At 71.5% G+C, this 15,775-nt stretch carries 16 protein-coding genes, 1 tRNA gene and 1 pseudogene; 8 read left to right on the forward strand and 10 right to left on the reverse strand.

Annotation, left to right across the window (positions count from 1 at the left end):
- Positions 1 to 16 precede the first annotated feature (16 nt).
- Complete coding sequence (locus ACFFIC_RS21500) at positions 17 to 910, forward strand: YihY/virulence factor BrkB family protein (RefSeq protein WP_377054181.1); 894 nt, start codon at positions 17 to 19, stop codon at positions 908 to 910.
- A gap of 32 nt (positions 911 to 942) precedes the next feature.
- On the forward strand, positions 943 to 1,338 hold the full coding sequence (locus tag ACFFIC_RS21505) for a thioredoxin family protein (RefSeq protein WP_377054183.1): 396 nt from the start codon (positions 943 to 945) through the stop codon (positions 1,336 to 1,338).
- An 11-nt stretch (positions 1,339 to 1,349) separates the two neighbouring features.
- On the opposite strand, the gene ACFFIC_RS21510 is transcribed toward ACFFIC_RS21505, so the two are convergent.
- From ACFFIC_RS21510 to ACFFIC_RS21525, 4 genes are all read right to left on the reverse strand, one after another.
- Positions 1,350 to 2,264: an NAD(P)-dependent oxidoreductase gene (locus tag ACFFIC_RS21510; RefSeq protein WP_377054185.1), complete on the reverse strand. Its 915-nt coding sequence runs from the start codon at positions 2,262 to 2,264 to the stop codon at positions 1,350 to 1,352.
- 130 nt (positions 2,265 to 2,394) lie between these two features.
- Positions 2,395 to 2,883, reverse strand: coding sequence for an EF-hand domain-containing protein (locus ACFFIC_RS21515; protein WP_377054187.1), 489 nt, complete (start codon positions 2,881 to 2,883; stop codon positions 2,395 to 2,397).
- A gap of 331 nt (positions 2,884 to 3,214) precedes the next feature.
- Positions 3,215 to 4,165: an SAM-dependent methyltransferase gene (locus ACFFIC_RS21520; protein ID WP_377054189.1), complete on the reverse strand. Its 951-nt coding sequence runs from the start codon at positions 4,163 to 4,165 to the stop codon at positions 3,215 to 3,217.
- Positions 4,162 to 4,524, reverse strand: a complete 363-nt coding sequence (locus ACFFIC_RS21525; RefSeq protein ID WP_377054191.1) for a DUF423 domain-containing protein — start codon at positions 4,522 to 4,524, stop codon at positions 4,162 to 4,164. The genes ACFFIC_RS21520 and ACFFIC_RS21525 overlap by 4 nt, the downstream gene beginning before the upstream one ends.
- A gap of 106 nt (positions 4,525 to 4,630) precedes the next feature.
- Between ACFFIC_RS21525 and ACFFIC_RS21530 the strand changes: the two genes are divergently transcribed.
- Positions 4,631 to 5,833, forward strand: coding sequence for a pyridoxal phosphate-dependent aminotransferase (locus ACFFIC_RS21530; RefSeq protein ID WP_377054193.1), 1,203 nt, complete (start codon positions 4,631 to 4,633; stop codon positions 5,831 to 5,833).
- A gap of 98 nt (positions 5,834 to 5,931) precedes the next feature.
- The gene (locus ACFFIC_RS21535; RefSeq protein ID WP_377054195.1) at positions 5,932 to 6,969 is read left to right on the forward strand and encodes an amino acid ABC transporter substrate-binding protein; all 1,038 of its coding nucleotides are present in this window, start codon (positions 5,932 to 5,934) and stop codon (positions 6,967 to 6,969) included.
- On the opposite strand, the gene ACFFIC_RS21540 is transcribed toward ACFFIC_RS21535, so the two are convergent.
- From ACFFIC_RS21540 to ACFFIC_RS21550, 3 genes are all read right to left on the reverse strand, one after another.
- Entirely contained in the window at positions 6,959 to 7,153 is a 195-nt protein-coding gene (locus ACFFIC_RS21540) for a hypothetical protein (protein WP_377054197.1), read from the reverse strand. The genes ACFFIC_RS21535 and ACFFIC_RS21540 overlap by 11 nt on opposite strands.
- A gap of 194 nt (positions 7,154 to 7,347) precedes the next feature.
- Positions 7,348 to 8,565 carry a hypothetical protein gene (locus tag ACFFIC_RS21545; RefSeq protein WP_377054199.1) on the reverse strand — a complete coding sequence of 406 codons (1,218 nt, stop codon included), beginning with the start codon at positions 8,563 to 8,565 and terminating at the stop codon, positions 7,348 to 7,350.
- The gene (locus ACFFIC_RS21550) at positions 8,565 to 9,524 is read right to left on the reverse strand and encodes a metal ABC transporter solute-binding protein, Zn/Mn family (protein ID WP_377054201.1); all 960 of its coding nucleotides are present in this window, start codon (positions 9,522 to 9,524) and stop codon (positions 8,565 to 8,567) included. Before ACFFIC_RS21550 ends, ACFFIC_RS21545 begins: the two co-directional genes overlap by 1 nt.
- Before the next feature lie 213 nt (positions 9,525 to 9,737).
- Between ACFFIC_RS21550 and ACFFIC_RS21555 the strand changes: the two genes are divergently transcribed.
- Positions 9,738 to 10,853, forward strand: coding sequence for a GNAT family N-acetyltransferase (locus ACFFIC_RS21555; protein WP_377054203.1), 1,116 nt, complete (start codon positions 9,738 to 9,740; stop codon positions 10,851 to 10,853).
- On the opposite strand, the gene ACFFIC_RS21560 is transcribed toward ACFFIC_RS21555, so the two are convergent.
- The gene (locus ACFFIC_RS21560; protein ID WP_377054205.1) at positions 10,850 to 11,647 is read right to left on the reverse strand and encodes a hypothetical protein; all 798 of its coding nucleotides are present in this window, start codon (positions 11,645 to 11,647) and stop codon (positions 10,850 to 10,852) included. The genes ACFFIC_RS21555 and ACFFIC_RS21560 overlap by 4 nt on opposite strands.
- 119 nt (positions 11,648 to 11,766) lie before the next feature.
- Here ACFFIC_RS21560 and pip point away from each other — a divergent pair, with 119 nt between their 5' ends.
- Positions 11,767 to 12,741: a prolyl aminopeptidase gene (pip, locus tag ACFFIC_RS21565; protein WP_377054207.1), complete on the forward strand. Its 975-nt coding sequence runs from the start codon at positions 11,767 to 11,769 to the stop codon at positions 12,739 to 12,741.
- Positions 12,742 to 13,293: 552 nt separating this feature from the next.
- Positions 13,294 to 13,485 (forward strand): annotated as a pseudogene (locus ACFFIC_RS21570) (transposase); the annotation flags it as partial.
- A gap of 45 nt (positions 13,486 to 13,530) precedes the next feature.
- On the opposite strand, the gene ACFFIC_RS21575 reads toward ACFFIC_RS21570, so the two are convergent.
- Positions 13,531 to 14,481: an alpha/beta hydrolase gene (locus tag ACFFIC_RS21575; RefSeq protein WP_377054209.1), complete on the reverse strand. Its 951-nt coding sequence runs from the start codon at positions 14,479 to 14,481 to the stop codon at positions 13,531 to 13,533.
- 89 nt (positions 14,482 to 14,570) lie between these two features.
- Here ACFFIC_RS21575 and ACFFIC_RS21580 point away from each other — a divergent pair.
- Positions 14,571 to 14,647: transfer RNA gene (locus tag ACFFIC_RS21580), tRNA-Arg, on the forward strand.
- A 346-nt stretch (positions 14,648 to 14,993) separates the two neighbouring features.
- On the opposite strand, the gene ACFFIC_RS21585 is transcribed toward ACFFIC_RS21580, so the two are convergent.
- Entirely contained in the window at positions 14,994 to 15,158 is a 165-nt protein-coding gene (locus ACFFIC_RS21585) for a hypothetical protein (protein ID WP_377054211.1), read from the reverse strand.
- Positions 15,159 to 15,775: the final 617 nt, after the last annotated feature.

A 15,775-nucleotide genomic window follows, 5' to 3' on the forward strand; every position in this document is an offset into this window, starting at 1 on the left:
GCGCAGGGCGGGATGCATGTTCGGTAGGGCCTGGAGGCTGATCAAGGACGCCGTTTCGGGCTTCGTGGAGCACGAGGCGATGACGCGGGGGGCGGCGATCGCCTGCTACACGCTGTTCTCCATCGCGCCGCTGCTGGTGGTGTCCGTCGCCATCGCCGGCTTCTTCTTCGGGCGCGACATGGTGAGCGAGGCCGTGTCGGGCCAGCTCACCGGGCTGGTCGGGCGCGAGGGCGGGCAGGCCATCGAGGCGATGATGAAAGGCAGCTCGGACGAAGCCAGCAGCAAGGGCATCGCGGCGCTGATCGGCTTCGGCATCCTGCTGATCACCGCCTCGGGTGTTTTCGCGGAGCTGCAGGGGGCGCTGAACGTCATCTGGCAGGCGGAGGCCAAGCCGGTCTCGGTGGGCGCGCTGGTCCGGGCGCGGGCGCTCTCGATCGGGCTGGTGGGGGCCACGGGCTTCCTGCTGCTGGTGTCGCTGCTGGTCAGCGCCGTGCTTTCGGCCTTCGGAGGATGGATCACGGGTTTTCTGCCGGTGGTTGAGATCCTGCTGAAGGCGCTGAACTTCCTGGTCAGCGTGGGGCTGGTCGCGGTGCTGTTCGGCGCGATCTACAAGATCCTGCCCGACCGCGTGCTGAGCTGGCGGGACGTCGGGGTGGGCGCGCTGATCACCGCCTTCCTGTTCACCCTCGGGAAGACGGTGATCGGCTGGTACATCGGCGGCAGCGGCATGGCCGAGAGCTACGGCGCGGCGGGCGCGCTCGTGGTGGTGCTGATCTGGGTCTATTACTCCGCGCAGGTGTTCCTGCTCGGCGCCGAGTTCACGCGGGCCTGGGCGGCACGGGAGGGTGGCTGGAAGGGCGCCATGCCGCTGCGGAGCGCGCCCGTGCCGATCGGGGCGGACGCGCCTTGAGGAAGTGGTGCCCCGCCCTGACATAGGCGGGCATGTCCGACAGCACCGTTCCCGAATTCTTTGCCCGCTTCCCCATGCAGGCCGTCCGAAGCGAGGCGCTCGATGCCGTGCTGGGCGAGCCCGGCGCGCCGCCCGTGACGGTGCTGTTCCTTTGGGGGCTCAACTGCCCGAACTGCGACGCGGCCAAGCGCGCGATCCTGGTTTCGCCGGACCGGTTCCGCTGGCCCGCGGTGCGCTGGCTGCACGCCAATGTCTATGACGACCCGGAGATGGCGAACCGCTTCGGGCTGCACGGGGTGCCCGCCTTCTTCGTGTTCCGCGGCAGCCGGCGCATGGGGCGGATCACGGGCTGGCCGGGGGCCGGGGCCTTCGCGCGGGCGGTGGAGGAGCAGGCCGCGCAGGCGGCGGCCCTCTCCCCTTCGGCCTGATCCGCGTCGCCCTAGCCTTCGCGCGCGATGCGGCGGCAGTGTTCCAGCGAGGCCTCGATGAGGTTGTCGCTGGCCTCCGGCGTGCGGAAGGCGGAATGGGCGGCCAGCGTCGCGTTCTCGACCTTGGACAGGACGTGGCCGGGGGGCAGCGGCTCCTCGGCATAGACATCGAGCGCGAGGCGTATGGCGCCGGCCTCGGCCGCGCGGGCCAGGGCCGCCTCGTCCGTGATGGCGCCGCGCGCGGTGTTCACGAAGATGGCGCCGGGGCGCATCTTCGCGATCAGGTCCGCCGACACGAAGCCCCGCGTCTCGTCGTTCAGGAGAAGGTGGAGCGAGACCACCTGGCTTTCGGCCAGCAGGGTGTCGAGCGAGGTGAACTCGACGCCCTTCGCGTCCCTCGGCGTGCGGTTCCAGGCCAGCACCCGCATGCCCGCGCCGTTGCACAGGCGCGCCATCTCCGCGCCGATGCCGCCATAGCCGATCAGCCCCACGGTCTTGCGGGTCAGCTCGATGCCGTCGGTGCGGGGCCAAGCACCGGCGCGCACGCCGCGGTCCATGCCCGCCAGGCCCTTGGCCGCGGCCCACATCAGGGCGAAGGCCATCTCCGCCACCGCGGTGTCGCCATAGCCCTTGATGATGTGGACCTGGATGCCGCACTCGGCCTCGAGCTCCTCCGGGTTCATGTAGGAGCGGGCGCCGGTGCCGAGGAAGACGACGTGCTTCAGTCCGGGGATCTGCCTTGCGATCTCCGTCGGCAGGTGGGTGTGGTCGATGATGGCGATCGCGTGCCCGGCGAGCACGGTGGGGAGCTCGGCCGGCTTGATGTCGGGGTTGCGGTTCACCGTGACCGGCATGTCGGCGGGGCGGAGCAGCTTTTCCATGACATCCGCCAGGGCGCCCCCGGCATCGACGAAACAGGCGCGCATCCAGCAATTCCCCATGGTGGTACGCGGGGGATGGTAGCCGGTGGCGGCATTGCCTCCAACGGGGCCTCCAACGGGGCCTCCAACGGGGCCTCCAACGGAACGGCGGCGTTTTGCCGGCCGGCCCGATGCATCAACCGCCCGCCGGAGGATCGGCGGAAGGCTGGCCCGCACCGAATTGGAGGTATTTATCCAGTGCCTCCGCCAGCGCGGCCGGGGGTTCGGCCGGGCCGGCGATGATGTTCCCATCTTTCCGAGCGGCCGCGAGGCCGCTCAACCGGCTGCCCGAGGCTTCCTGCCCCGAGAGCAGCGCGGACATGGTGGCAGAGGCGAGGGCCGCCGCCTGAAGCGGACCGCCGGGGCTTGTTGCCTCCAGCTCCGCCTCGGTGACGGTTCCATCGCCGTTGGCGTCCACCCGGTCGAACACCGCCGCCGAAAGGGTAGCCACTGCCTTCACCTCGGCGGGATCCGCCGTCGGTGCGCCGGTGGTGGGCCCCAGGGCGGCGAACTCGTTCAGGCTGAGTCCGCCATCGCCGTCCCGGTCAGCGCGGGAGAAGTTCCGCTCCCGCATCTGCCTGGCCATGTCCTGCGCTTGCGCGCCGGTGGCCGATGAGACCTGCACAACACGTTTCCCTCCTTGAATGTGGCGCACCCGGCAAGTCCGGGCGCGGCTCCGCGAGAGCGGGGCGCAGGTCATTACGCAAGGGGAATGCCGCGGCTGGCGGGGGTGCCGCGACGGGGCGCGGGATCGGGCGCCGGCCGGGGTGCCCATGCGGCCCTGTGCCGTGCTGGCCTGGAGTTCGGCGGCGGTGTGGCTGCCGCGGCTGTTCACGACCGGCCCGGCGAGGAGCCTCGGTGCGCGGTCGGTTGATGCCATCCCGCCGGCAGAACTTGCCGTCGCCGTGCCGCCTTTGCCGGGCCAGGCACGTCCCGGCCGGGCGGGGCGGGCTTCCCTAGGCGGGTGCGATGCCGGAGGCAGCGCGGTCCGGGGCGGAGGCGGGCCAGGCGAACATCAGCTCGTGCTTGTTGTGGGCGCCGTGGAACAGGGCGCCGCCGGGAATGGCGGCGAAGGCGGCGGCGGTGTCGTGGTCGGTCTCGGCCTGGAACTTCAGGGTGACCAAGATGTTGCGGGCCGCGCCCGCCTCCATCCAGCGGCGCACCAGGCCGAGCAGGCGGGCGGGGTAGCAGATGATGTCGGAGAAGAGCCAGTCCACCGGATAGGGGTCGAGGCCGAAGGCGCTCTCGCGGCGGACGGAAACGTTGGGGCGGGCGGCGACGCCGGGGTCCATCTCGGCCTTGTCCACGGCGGTGACGGCGGCACCGAGTTCGGCGAGCGCCCAGCTCCAGCCGCCGGGCACGGCGCCGAGGTCGAGGCAGGCCTCGCCCGGGGCGGGCCAGCGGTTGATGCGGGTGAGCGCGTCCCAGAGCTTGAGGTAGGCGCGGCTGGGGGGACCTTCGCGATCCTCGACGAAGACCGGGGCGCCGTTGACGAAGGGGCTGCTCTTGGTGGGGCTGGCGAGCATCCGGTCCGGCGCCAGCAGGGTCCAGGCGCCGAGATGCGAGGTGGGGCGCGGCTGGGGAAAGGCGATGGGCCTGGGGCGCAGCGGCGGCAGGGCGTCCCGGATCAGGGCGGCGCGGCGGTGGTGGGCGACGTCCAGCAGGGCCCAGTTGCGCTGGACCGCGCGCAGGGCGTTGGCGGCGGTCTTGATGGAGGCGACCGGAATCTCGCGCGGGTCGGTCCAGGTGTCGAGCGACCAGGGCGTGGCGTTGGGGGCCTCGGGCGGCGGGTCGGGGGAAAGGGCGAGCGGGCCGTGCCAGGCTTCGATGTGGCGGCCGGCGCGGCGGAGGTCCTCGGCGAGTTCGGGCTCGAAACCCTCGGCCGCCAGATAGGCCGCGCGGATCATGCGCGGTGGAGGACGGCGGCGACCAGGAGGAGGAGCCAGCCGAGCATCAGGAGCATTCCGCCGGCCGGCGCCACGCCGAGGCTGCGGCCGGTGAGGGCCACGGTCCAGACGGCGCCGCAGAACAGGATCATGCCGAGCAGGAAGGCGGCCCCTGCCCCGTTGATCGCCCAGCCCCCCCAGCGCTCCGCCAGGATGCCGGCGGCCACGAGGGCGAGGGCGTGCCAGCCCTGCTGCGTCAGGGCGTTGTCGATCATGCGGGTGCGGGCCGCGTCCAGCGCGAGGCCGTGGGCGGCCCAGGCGGAAAGGGCGACGGCGAGCAGGCCGGCGAGGGCGCCGGCCGCGATCCAGATGCGGGCCATGGGGCTGGGTTAGCAGATGCCCGGGCCGGTGGGGAGGCGCGCGGGTTGCGGGGCAGGGCCGTGAGGCTTCCTATGCGCGCCGGTACCGGATGAGGCCCCCTCCCCCATGATCACGTTGTCCCGCCGCCTCGATCAGGTCGCGCCCTCGGCCTCGGCCACCATGACGCAGCGGGCGCGGGAGCTGGCAGCGACGGGCGAGCGGGTGATCGGGCTGTCGCAGGGGCAGCCGGACTTTCCGACGCCGCCGCACGCGATCGAGGCGGCGCACCGGGCGGCGCTGGAGGGGCAGACCAAGTATCCGCCGATCGCGGGGACGCCCGCGCTGAAGGAGGCGATCCGGCGGAAGTTCCGGCGCGAGAACGGGCTGGACTACGCGCCCGACGAGATCCTGGTCTGCAACGGGGGGAAGCAGGTTCTCTACAACGCCATGATGGCGACCCTGAACCCCGGGGACGAGGTGGTGATCCCCCGCCCCTTCTGGATCAGCTACGCCGACATGGCCGTGCTGGCGGGCGGCGTGCCCGTTCCGGTGGACTGTCCGCAGGAGAACGGATTCAAGCTGCGGCCGGAGAACCTGGAGGCCGCGATCACGCCGCGCACGCGCTGGGTGATGCTGAACTTCCCGAACAACCCGACGGGTGCCGCCTGCTCGCGCGCCGAGATGCGGGCGATCGCGGATGTCATGCTGCGCCACCCCGGGGTGATGGTGCTGACGGACGACATGTACGAGCACCTTCTCTACGACGGGGTGGAGTTCTGCACGATCGCCGAGGTGGAGCCGGCGCTGCGGGACCGCGTGCTGACGGTGAACGGCGTTTCCAAGACCTATGCGATGACGGGGTGGCGGATCGGGTATTGCGGCGGGCCGCGGGCGCTGATCCGGGGCATGACCAACATGCAGGGCCAGTCCACGAGCGGGGCCTCGCCCATCAGCCAGGCGGCGGCGGCGGCGGCGCTGGACGGGCCGCAGGCGCTGGTGACCGAGCGGGCGGAGTCCTTCCGCATCCGGCGGGACCTGGCGGTGGAGATGCTGAACGCGGCGCCGGGGGTGCGGTGCCACAAGCCCGAGGGGGCCTTCTACCTGTTCCCGGACATGTCGGGCTGCATCGGGCGGACCAGCCAGGGGGGGCGGCTGATCGGCACGGACACCGACCTCGCCCTGGCGCTGCTGGAGGAGGCGCGGGTGGGGACGGTGCAGGGGGCGGCCTATGGGATGAGCCCGCACCTCCGGATTTCCTATGCGCTGGACACGGACAGCCTGCGGGAGGGGCTGGCGCGCATCCAGGCGTTCTGCGCGGCACTCCGCTGATCCCTCCGATCCCGCTGCGGCCCGCGGCTGGCTTGTGCTTTGCTTGACCTGTCGCGGTGATCCGGTGCGCGGCACCGGCGCGAAGGGGATGGGGCGGCATGGCGATCAGGGGCGGCTGGATCGGAACGGCGCTGGCGGTGGCGGCGGCCATGCTGCCGGGGCTGGCGTCGGCGCAGGTTTCGGCGGGGCCGACCATCGCCAACATCCGGAGCAAGGGCTTCCTCGATTGCGGGGCCAACCCGGGCTCGCCCGGCTTCGGCGTGCCGGACAGCCGGGGGGAGCACCGGGGGATGGACCCGGATTTCTGCCGGGCCATCGCGGCGGCGGTGCTGGGCGATCCCTCCCGCGTGCGGTTCACCGTGCTGACCAGCCAGTCCCGCATTCCGTCGCTGCAATCGGGGCAGGTGGACATCGTGGCGCGCACCTTCACCTGGACCATGGGGCGCGAGGCCGGGTCGGGGCTGCAGTTCGGGCCGATCACCTTCCATGACGGGCAGGGCTTCATCGTGCGCCGCGCCGCGGGGGTGGAGCGGGCGGGGCAGCTCGGTGGCGCCACGATCTGCGTGACCGCGGGATCGACCAACGAGCTGAACCTGGCGGACTGGGCCCGCACCAACCGGCTTCCCATCCGCCCGCTGGTGTTCGAGAGCAACGAGGACGCGCGCAAGGCCTACGCCTCCGGCCGCTGCGACAGCTACACGCTGGATGCGAGCCAGCTCGCGGGCTTCCGCTCCTCCTTCTCCAATCCGGAGGAGCACGTGATCCTGCCCGACATCATCAGCAAGGAGCCGCTGGCGCCCGCCGTGCGCAAGGGCGACGCGCAGTGGTACGACGTGATGCGCTGGACGGTCTACGCGCTGATCCTGGCGGAGGAGCTGGGCGTCACCCAGGCCAATGCGGAGGCGATGCTGGAAAGCCCGAACCCCGACATCCGGCGGCTGCTGGGCGTGAGCGGGGATTTCGGGCTTTCCATGAGCCTGGACCGGCGCTGGGCCTTCAACGCCATCCGCGCCGTGGGCAACTACGGCGAGATCTTCGAGCGGCATGTCGGGGTGAACACGCCGGTCGGGCTGAAGCGCGGGCTGAACGACCTGTGGAACCGGGGCGGGATCCTCTACGCGCCGCCTATTCGCTGAGGGATCGGTCGCCGAGCGGCGGGTGCTGCTGCGCCTCGGCCACGCGTTTGCCGACCATGGCGGCCACGGCGGCGACGCCGAGGGCGCCGAGCACCGCGCCGGCCATGATGTGGGTGGCGACGACGCCCGCGGCGTGAAGGCCGAGAAGCGCGGTGCGGGCGGGGCGGAAGGGGTTCGGGAACATCAGCGCATCCCCCGCAGGACCTTGCGGCCGACGACGAAGCCGGCGGCCAGGGCGGTGCCGAGCGGGATGCCGATGCTGAGGCCCGTCAGGGACAGGGCGAAGGAGGCGATGATGGGCATGGAGGAACTCCAGGGGTTGCCCTCTCACCTGGGGCGGCGCGGGCGGGTGGGAAGTGCCCCGCCGCGCGCCGCCGTTCAGAAGCGCGCGCGCCAGCCGAGGACGGCGATGACGGCGTCCTGCTTGTCGTCCTTCGCTTCGCCGCCGACCGTGTGCTGGTAGCCGACGTCCAGGCGGAAGTTTAGGGGCAGGTCCCGGCCGACGGACACCTCCGCATAGGTCGCGCGGGGCACGGGGTTCTCGGTCCGCTTCCGCTCGTCGCGCTGGAGGCCGATCGTGGCGCGCCAGGGGCCGGAGCGGGTCTGGGCGCCCACGGTGGTGAAGCGGCGTCGCTCGCTGGCCGTCACCTCGTCGAAGCGGCCGGTGCTGCCGCCGAAGTCGTCCAGGATTTCCGGGCCCGCCTCCCGCGGGTTGCCGCCGGCACCGCGGAACTGGACGAACTCGGCGAAGAGCAGGGTGCGGAGGTCGCGGTTCCAGGTGATCTCGTGGCGCAGCCCGGCGGCGAGGCCGGTCTCGCGCTTGGTGCCGTCCACCCCCGTGCCGCGCGAGAGCAGGGACAGGTGGTAGGAGGTGTTGGGCAGGAAGGGCATCTTGTCGCCGTCGATGGCGAGAACGAAGCTGTCCATCTGGCCGGTGTTGCCCGCGCCGCCCTGGCGGCGGGTGTTGCGGGAGAAGCGCTCGAAGTCGCGCTCGCAGCAGCGCTCGCGGGTGAAGGCGGTTTCGCTGAGGAAGCTCGTGTCGAAGCCGAACACGGCGGCGGAGATGTCGTGCTCGCCGAAGCGGGCGTCGGAGATCACGGTGGCGGTGCCGCCGAAGCCCAGGCTTTCCCGGATCAGATAGACCTCGTGCGCGCGCACGTCGAGCAGCAGGCCCGGGAAGTCGTGGTGGCCGCGGCCGAAGGGGGCGGAGAACTTGCCGCCGTAAAGGGACAGGCGCTGGGTCGGGCGCCAGTCGAGGCGGAGTTCCTCGATATAGGCGGCCTGGTAGCGGAAGGCGGCCGTGCCGCCATTCGGCTCGGTTTCGCCCACGGGCTCGATGTGGATGACGTTCTGGATCGACCACTCCGGCGAAAGGAAGAGGCCGGTCGCGATCTCGCCGCGGGCGAAGATGTTGGTGCCGCGCTGGCGGCGGTCGGTCGCGGAGGTGGTGGACAGGGAGAAGAGCCGGAGGTCGGCCTCGCCCGCGATCTGGGGATAAAGGTTCACGCCGCCGGTGGAGGCCGGGGTGGCGGTGACCTGGGCCATGGCCGGAAGGGCGGCGAGCAGCAGGGCGGCGGCGAGGGCGGGAATGCGCATCAGGCGGCACCCTTGATGGCCGCGAGGATCAGGCCGGTGTTGTGGCGGATCAGGGCCTCGTAGCTGGGCGCGGGGCCGCCGGGCGGGGAAAGGGCGTCGGAGTAGAGGCGGCCGCCGACGCGGACGCCGGCCTCGCGCGACAGGCGCTCGAGCATGGTGGGGTTGGCCATGTTCTCGACGAAGACGGCGGTGATGCCCTGGGCGCGGACCTGGCGGATGAGGTCGGCGATGTCGGAGGCCGAGGGCTCGGAATGGGTGTTGATGCCCTGCGGCGCGAGAAAGGTGATGCCGTAGGCGTCGCCGAAGTAGCCGAAGGCGTCATGGCTGGTGAGGACCTTGCGGCGGGCCTCGGGGATGGCGGCGAAGGCGGCGCGGGTCTCGGCGTCCAGCGCCGCGAGGCGGGCATCGTAGGCGGCCGCGTTGCGGGCGTAGAGCGCGGCGCTGGCCGGGTCGGCGGCGGAGAGGCCTGCGGCGATGTTGCGGACGTAGATGCGGGCATTGGCCGGGTTGCCCCAGGCATGGGGGTCCGGGGTGCGGGCGGGTTCGACGGCGTGCGGCCGGCGGCGGCCGGCGCCGCCGCCGTGGGAATGGCTGTGCCCGCCCTCGGAGGCGCGGATGGGAACACCGTCGCTGGCCGTGACGGTGGTGCCGGCGAAGCCGGCGGCGCTGGTGAGGCGGCCCAGCCAATCGTCGAAGCCCAGGCCGTTGCGGACCAGCAGGGCTGCGCCGCGGAGGCGCTCGGCGTCCGATGGGCGTGGCTGGAAGTCGTGGGCGTCGCCGTCCGGGCCGACGAGCACGTTCAGGGCCAGGGCGCGGTTGCCGGCAACCTGGCGGATCAGGTCGCCGAGGATGGAGAAGGTGGCGACCGCCGGAAGGCTGCCCTGCGCCAGGGCCCGGCCGGCCGCCCCGCCGAGCGCGGGGAGGGAGAAGGTGGTGGCGAGAAAGGCACGGCGCTGCATCGGGCGCTCCATAAACTACGTTATAACATAACATATTCCATGGGGGCGCCATGCCGCAAGGGGCGGGCTTGCCCATGCCCGGCGGCGGGTTCCCAATGCCGCGCGAAGAACCGGGCCGGGCGCCCCGCCGATGCCGCCCAGCGGCCTGGGCGGGCTGCGGCACCCGCCCGCGAGCTGGTTCAACCGCGCCGGGGATCGCAGGGGAGTCGGGCAATGGCGGAAGGCGAGGTGCCGTTCAGGGTGGTCATCCTGCACGGCGCGCGTGGCGGGCCGGACACCAACTGGTTTCCGTGGCTTCATGCGGCGCTGGAGGCCGAGGGGGTGGACGTGGTGCGTCCCCGCTTCCCCACCCCGGGCGGGCAATCCCTCGCGGCCTGGCTCGATGCCTTCGACCGGACGGTGAAGCCCCTGGCCTCCGCCCCCACCGCCCTTGTCGGGCATAGCCTCGGTGCCGCCTTCGCGCTCCGCCTGGTTGAGCGGTCCGTGGAGCCGCTCGCCGGCCTTTTCCTGGCGGCAGGCTTTGTCGGCGCGCTCGGCCTGCCCGATTACGATCCGATCAACCGCTCGTTCTTCGCCGCGCCGTTCGACTGGGTGGCCATCCGTGCGCGGAAGGGGCGTGCGGCCCGTTGCTGGGCCGGAAGTGACGATCCCTATGTTCCCTTGTTCCGCTCGCAGGAGATGGCGACCCGCCTGGACGCGCCGCTCGAGATCGTGCCGGGCGGAGGGCACCTCAGCGGCGAGGCGGGGTTCACCGCCTTTCCCGGGATGCGGGATGCCATTCTTTCCCTCCGATCCGGCTGGGGCACGGTTCCGGCCGTTCCCTCGCCGCCCCTGGCCGCGCCCTTCCGGATCGCGCCCGTGGCAACCGGCGCCGACCTGGCGGACGTGGCCGGGCTTTTCCGTGCCTATGCGGCGTCCCTCGGCGTCGACCTGGGCTATCAAGGCTTCGAGGAGGAGGTGGCGGGGCTGCCGGGCCGCTATGCGCCGCCGCCCGGGGCGCTTCTTCTCGCGCGCGGGCCGGCGGGGGAGGTGCTGGGATGCGCGGCGCTGCGCCCGATGGCGGCGGATGGCTGCTGCGAGATGAAGCGCCTTTATGTCTCGCCCGCCGGGCGCGGCATGGGGCTCGGGCGGGCGCTGGTGAAGGCCGTGCTGCTGGAAGGGGCCCGCATCGGCTACCGGGAGATGCGGCTGGACACCCTGCCCTTCATGGCCGCCGCAATCGCGCTTTACCACAGCGCGGGCTTCGTGCCGGTGCCTGCCTATTACGACACGCCGGTGGCGGGCACGGTGTTCCTGGGGCGGTCGCTGGCGGAGGTTTCCGCCCGCTAGGACCGGCGCCAGAGGCGGCGCAGACGTTCCCATAAGCCCGGCCCCGTGCTGCGGCGGGCGATGCTGCCGTGGCTGGCATGGGGGCGGCGCGACGGAGGTGGCAGGGCGCTGGCCACGGTGTGGCGGCCCGAATCCTCCAGCGCGATCAGGCGCTGCTCCAGCGCGATCACCCCGGCCACGGCCTCGGGCGGGTGGCTGGCGGCCAGCTGGCCGGCGGTGTTGGCGGCGTCGTCGAAGGCCTCGGCCCGGCGGAGGGCGTCCACCACGCGCACGGTCTGCTCGGCATCCAGCGGCGGGCCGGCGCGCCAGAGGGCGACGGCGTCGCCGCGCCAGGCGCGGGCGAGGTCGGGCTTGCGGGCGTCGTCGGCGGCCCAGGCGGCCTGGAGGGTGGCCTCGGCCGCCGCGTGCAGGGCGCCGGTTTCCTCCAGCACATAGGCATAGGCGAGAAAGCGGCGGGACAGCGGCGGGTGGGTGCTGTCCGCGATCAGGGCACGGAACGGGGCGGTGCCCACGGCCTCGATCGCCGCCGGGTGGGCATGGGCGATCTCCGGGGCGACGTAGCCGCAATGGGGGCATTGCTGGAGCCAGGCGGCCATGGTGCTGCGCAGCGGCTCGCCCGGGCGGAGATCGAGGTCCGGCGCGCCTTCAGGCGGCATGGGGCGGAAGCGGGTCTGGCGGCTGCTGGTGCCGCAAACGGCGCATCGGATGTCGGCCGGGCGCGCGGCGCCGGCGCGGGGCCCGGGCTGCGGGCCGTTGCGGGCGGCGTGGAACGGGCCGGGGGTGGGGCGTGACATCGCTCCCTAGTTAGGCGCGCGGGGTGCGCAAGCGAAGGGGCAGCGTGCAAGGGAAAACGCGTGCCGCGGGGCGGGCGACCCGTTGCACTGGCCCCGTTCGCCCTGGCAAAGAGGGGGCCATGCCGCGTGGCGACCTTTTCCCCGATATCGCGCCCTATGAGACGGGGCTCCTGCCGCTTTCCCATTCCGGGCACGGGACGGCGGGGGGGCCCTCGCACGTCATGTACTGGGAGCAGGTGGGCAACCCCCGGGGGCAGCCGGTTCTCTTCCTGCACGGGGGGCCCGGAGCCGGGGCCGGGGCGGTTCACCGGCGCTTCTTCGATCCCCAGCACTGGCGGGTGGTGATCTTCGACCAGCGGGGCGCCGGGCGCTCGCGGCCGCTGGGGGAGCTCCGGGAGAACTCGACGCCGCACCTGGTGCAGGACATCGAGACGCTGCGCCGGTTCCTCGGCATCGACCGGTGGCTGCTGTTCGGCGGCTCCTGGGGATCGACCCTGGCGCTGGCCTATGCCCAGGCGCATCCGGACCGGGTGGCGGGCTGCGTGTTGCGCGGGGTGTTCCTGGGCCGCGACGACGAGGTGGACTGGTTCCTCTACGGGCTGAAGCGGGTATTTCCCGATGCCTGGGCCTCCTTCGCGGAGCACGTGCCGGCGGAGGAGCGGGGCGACCTTCTGGGGGCTTATCTCAGGCGGCTGACGGATCCGGAGCCTTCCGTCCACATGGCGGCGGCGCGGTCCTGGAGCAACTACGAAGGGCTGTGCAGCACGCTGCTGCCGAGCCCGGAAACGGTGGCCTCCTTCGCGCAGGACCGCTCGGCGCTCGGCCTCGCGCGGATCGAGGCGCACTACTTCGCGCACAAGCTGTTCCTGCCGCCCGAGGGCCTGCTGGCGGGGATGCACCGGCTGGCGCATGTGGGCGCCGAGATCGTGCAGGGCCGCTACGACATGGTGTGCCCGCCGACCTCCGCCTTCGAGCTGGCGGAGGCCTGGCCGATGGCGCGGCTGACGGTGGTGCCGGATGCCGGGCATTCGGCCCTGGAGCCAGGGGTCCGGACGGCGCTGGTTTCCGCGGTGGAGCGGTTCCGGCGGCGTTAGAGCATTTCAGACTGACTCAGACCCGGACGGTTGATGCGACGCTACCGTTAGAACACCGAGGCTGGTTTCCGCATCGTCAACCCAGTCGAGGGGGTGGTACTATCTCCCCGAGTCAAGCGCGGCTTTAGAGTCGATCGGAAAAGCTTTAAATTTCCAGGCGGTGTGTGGGCAATGCTCGCCTCCGTTGAATGGAAACGGAAGCAGGTTTGGCCAAGTGCCCGCGGGGTACGTGAGCTTCGATCTCCAAAAGCATGCAGCGGACGCGCACGGGCGCATGGCTAGCGGCTTTCGGAAGTGCTTCCAAACCCATCAGAGGAGAGAAGTAGGAGCGAGAAGACTGCGCTGCTTGGGTTTCGTGTCTTAGTTCTCCCCAGTAAATCACAACGAGAGCAGCAAGCGCGAGAAGGACCAGAGCTTCGATGGCGCATATCACTTCCCACATCTCGCCACTCCTCCATCATCCAATTTATGGGCTTCGGTATATTTATTGAGACGAGCGGAGGGCAATGAACGTCTTCGTGTAGCGGTTTGCTTATCGGCCGGTCCGTTACCGGCACCAGCCTGCTCTACCTGCCACCCTACAGCCCGGGTCTGAACCCGATCGAGCAAGCCTTCGCTAGGCTGAAGGCGCTGCTTCGCAAGGCAGCCGCCCGCACCCGCGAGGCCCTCCGGACCACCACCGGGCGCCTGCTCGACACCTTTACCCCAGCCGAGTGCCGGAACTACCTCGCCAACTCAGGCTACGCATTCGAGTGGCGTGGAAGAACACTAGGAACCCGTGGCTCCGGTTCAGGCGGTGCGCGCGAGCCACTCCGACCCGGCGGCGATGGCGCGGCGGGCGGCGGCGACGTGGCTACGGGCGCGCAGGAAGCCGTGGACCGTGCCCGGGAAGGTTTCCTCCTCCACGGCCACGCCGGCGGCGCGGAGCGCCCGCGCCATGGCGCGGTTTTCGTCGGACAGGACATCCAGCTCGGCGATCTGCACCAGGCAGGGCGGCAGGCCCCGGAGGTCGGCGCGGAGCGGCGCCGCGAAGGGCGAAAGGCGGTCAGCCGGGCCGGGGGCGTAGCAGTCCCAGTAGAAGCGCATCTTCTCGGCCGTCAGCCCGTAGCCATCGGCGAATTCCCCGTAGCTGCCGGTGTTCATGCGGTCGTCGTAGACGCCGTAGTTCAGGAGGAGGCCACGGAGGGCCAGGCCGGGATCGGATTGGCGCAGCAGAAGGGCGGCGCCGAGTGCCAGGTTCGCGCCGGCGGAATCGCCGCCCAGCACGATGCGGGCGGGATCGATGCCCCATTCGCCCCCCTGCCCCGCCAGCCACCGCGTGATGGCCGCGACCTCCTCCAGCGCCTGGGGAAAGGCGGCCTCGGGGCTCAGGGCGTAGTCCGGAAGCAGGACGGCGCAGCCGCTGGCGGCGGCGTAGGAGCGCGCGAGGGGGTCGTGCGTGTCGATGCTGTTCCAGACCCAGCCGCCGCCATGGAGGTAGACGAGCACCGGGAGGAGCCTGTCGGTTGCGGGGCGGTGCAGGCGGCAGAGCAGGCGGCGGCCGCGGATGGTGAGCCAGCGCTCGGTGCTTTCCGCGACCTTCGGCTCCTCGGTGAAGAGGGTCATGTTCAGGGCGTCGTTTGCGGCGCGGGCGGCATCCAGAGGGCGCTGCAGCGGTGGGGCCGGGAAGTCGGCGGCGCGGGCTGCCATCATCTCGGTGAAGGCGGACATCTCGGGGTCGAGGCGGGAATCTTGCGGCATGAAGGGGAGTGGAGGCCTGTTCGGGGAGCGGCTCAAGAGGGACGCGGGACTTTGCCGAGAGCAGGCGGGGCGCTAGAGTAAGAGGGCGTGTCTCCGTAGCTCAGCAGGATAGAGCACGGGATTCCTAATCCCGGGGCCATGGGTTCGAATCCCGTCGGGGACACCACTCTTCTTCCCTCCCGGGCCTTCCTGAACCGTCGCGGCCCCCTTTGGGAACCCGTTTCCCGGATCCGGGGCGGGATTGGTGCAAAGAACCGGAGAGATCAGGACGCTCCGCGGCCTGATCGGCGTTGCCTCGTTGTCAGCGACGAACGGTCATCGAGCGGCACATCCACCGCCCGACACCTCGGCGGCTGGTCACCGGCCATGATCCCAGGCCGCCCCGCCAGCCCGGCCCTTGTTGCCGTTGTCAGCGACCAGGTCTGAAACACGCATGCGCGCGGCGGAACGCGCGCCACCTGCCTTGTCGGCCGGAGCGCCGATTTCTGATCATCGTCGCCCGGCCCTTGCACTCATCCCAGCCAGGCACGCACCGCCACGTAGATGCAGGCCCAGAGCGCCATGAAGACACCCAGGATAAACAGCAAGGATGCACCGGGGCTCATGGGGGCATGAGTGTCCAGGTCCGCCCGATCATCCTGCAGATACACGGTCGTCAGGCGCTCGTCGGAGATCATCGGTTCTGAACTCCTCGTTTCCATCATCCAGATAAGCGTGCATCCGCATTGAAAGTCGGTGCCTACGATGAGAGGTTTTGTAGTCACTGCCCTCGCCGCCCATGACCGAGTTCAGAGGGGATCAGAGCGGCAGGATCTGGGAGGCGAACCCATGTCCAGGCTTCGGCGGGTCGCGAAACACGCGCCCTATCTCGTGCTTCTCCTCGCGGGGTGCGCACGGGACGCGGCGCCGCCAGAGCTCGGCGTTCGTCGGCCCGCCTCAGCCGAGGAGGCCCGCTACCGCTGCCGGATGCAGGGTGCCGCGGCAGAGGACGCGTATTCCTGGCCGAGGCGTTCCCTCAGCATCGATGGGGCGCTGGTGAGGGCGCAGGAAACGGAATCCTGCCTCGAAACATACCGGCGGAACGGAGTGATCCCACGGTAGGCGGGCCCTCGTCCCGGCGGGTCTCGCCGGCTGCCTGCCGGACGGTCGGGAGAGCGTGCGAACCTGCCGGCAGGGGCGGCGTCCCCGCGTGACCCGGCGGCTGAACGGCCGCGAGAGTGGCTTGAACGGCCACGAGGCCCTATACGCGGCGGCCCTGGCCGCGCCGGGGTGAACCGACTGTTGGGGGAAAGCA

Source organism: Muricoccus vinaceus (assembly GCF_042433125.1).
Taxonomy (GTDB): Bacteria; Pseudomonadota; Alphaproteobacteria; order Acetobacterales; family Acetobacteraceae; genus Roseomonas; species Roseomonas vinacea.

Bases quoted from the DNA above. Each gene is read 5' to 3' on its own strand.
- ACFFIC_RS21500 (WP_377054181.1), top strand. From the start codon at position 17: ATGTTCGGTAGGGCCTGGAGGCTGATCAAGGACGCCGTTTCGGGCTTC.
- ACFFIC_RS21505 (WP_377054183.1), top strand. From the start codon at position 943: ATGTCCGACAGCACCGTTCCCGAATTCTTTGCCCGCTTCCCCATGCAG.
- ACFFIC_RS21510 (WP_377054185.1), bottom strand. From the start codon at position 2,264: ATGCGCGCCTGTTTCGTCGATGCCGGGGGCGCCCTGGCGGATGTCATG.
- ACFFIC_RS21520 (WP_377054189.1), bottom strand. From the start codon at position 4,165: ATGATCCGCGCGGCCTATCTGGCGGCCGAGGGTTTCGAGCCCGAACTC.
- ACFFIC_RS21525 (WP_377054191.1), bottom strand. From the start codon at position 4,524: ATGGCCCGCATCTGGATCGCGGCCGGCGCCCTCGCCGGCCTGCTCGCC.
- ACFFIC_RS21530 (WP_377054193.1), top strand. From the start codon at position 4,631: ATGATCACGTTGTCCCGCCGCCTCGATCAGGTCGCGCCCTCGGCCTCG.
- ACFFIC_RS21535 (WP_377054195.1), top strand. From the start codon at position 5,932: ATGGCGATCAGGGGCGGCTGGATCGGAACGGCGCTGGCGGTGGCGGCG.
- ACFFIC_RS21540 (WP_377054197.1), bottom strand. From the start codon at position 7,153: ATGTTCCCGAACCCCTTCCGCCCCGCCCGCACCGCGCTTCTCGGCCTT.
- ACFFIC_RS21545 (WP_377054199.1), bottom strand. From the start codon at position 8,565: ATGCGCATTCCCGCCCTCGCCGCCGCCCTGCTGCTCGCCGCCCTTCCG.
- ACFFIC_RS21550 (WP_377054201.1), bottom strand. From the start codon at position 9,524: ATGCAGCGCCGTGCCTTTCTCGCCACCACCTTCTCCCTCCCCGCGCTC.
- ACFFIC_RS21555 (WP_377054203.1), top strand. From the start codon at position 9,738: ATGGCGGAAGGCGAGGTGCCGTTCAGGGTGGTCATCCTGCACGGCGCG.
- ACFFIC_RS21560 (WP_377054205.1), bottom strand. From the start codon at position 11,647: ATGTCACGCCCCACCCCCGGCCCGTTCCACGCCGCCCGCAACGGCCCG.
- pip (WP_377054207.1), top strand. From the start codon at position 11,767: ATGCCGCGTGGCGACCTTTTCCCCGATATCGCGCCCTATGAGACGGGG.
- ACFFIC_RS21575 (WP_377054209.1), bottom strand. From the start codon at position 14,481: ATGCCGCAAGATTCCCGCCTCGACCCCGAGATGTCCGCCTTCACCGAG.
- ACFFIC_RS21585 (WP_377054211.1), bottom strand. From the start codon at position 15,158: ATGATCTCCGACGAGCGCCTGACGACCGTGTATCTGCAGGATGATCGG.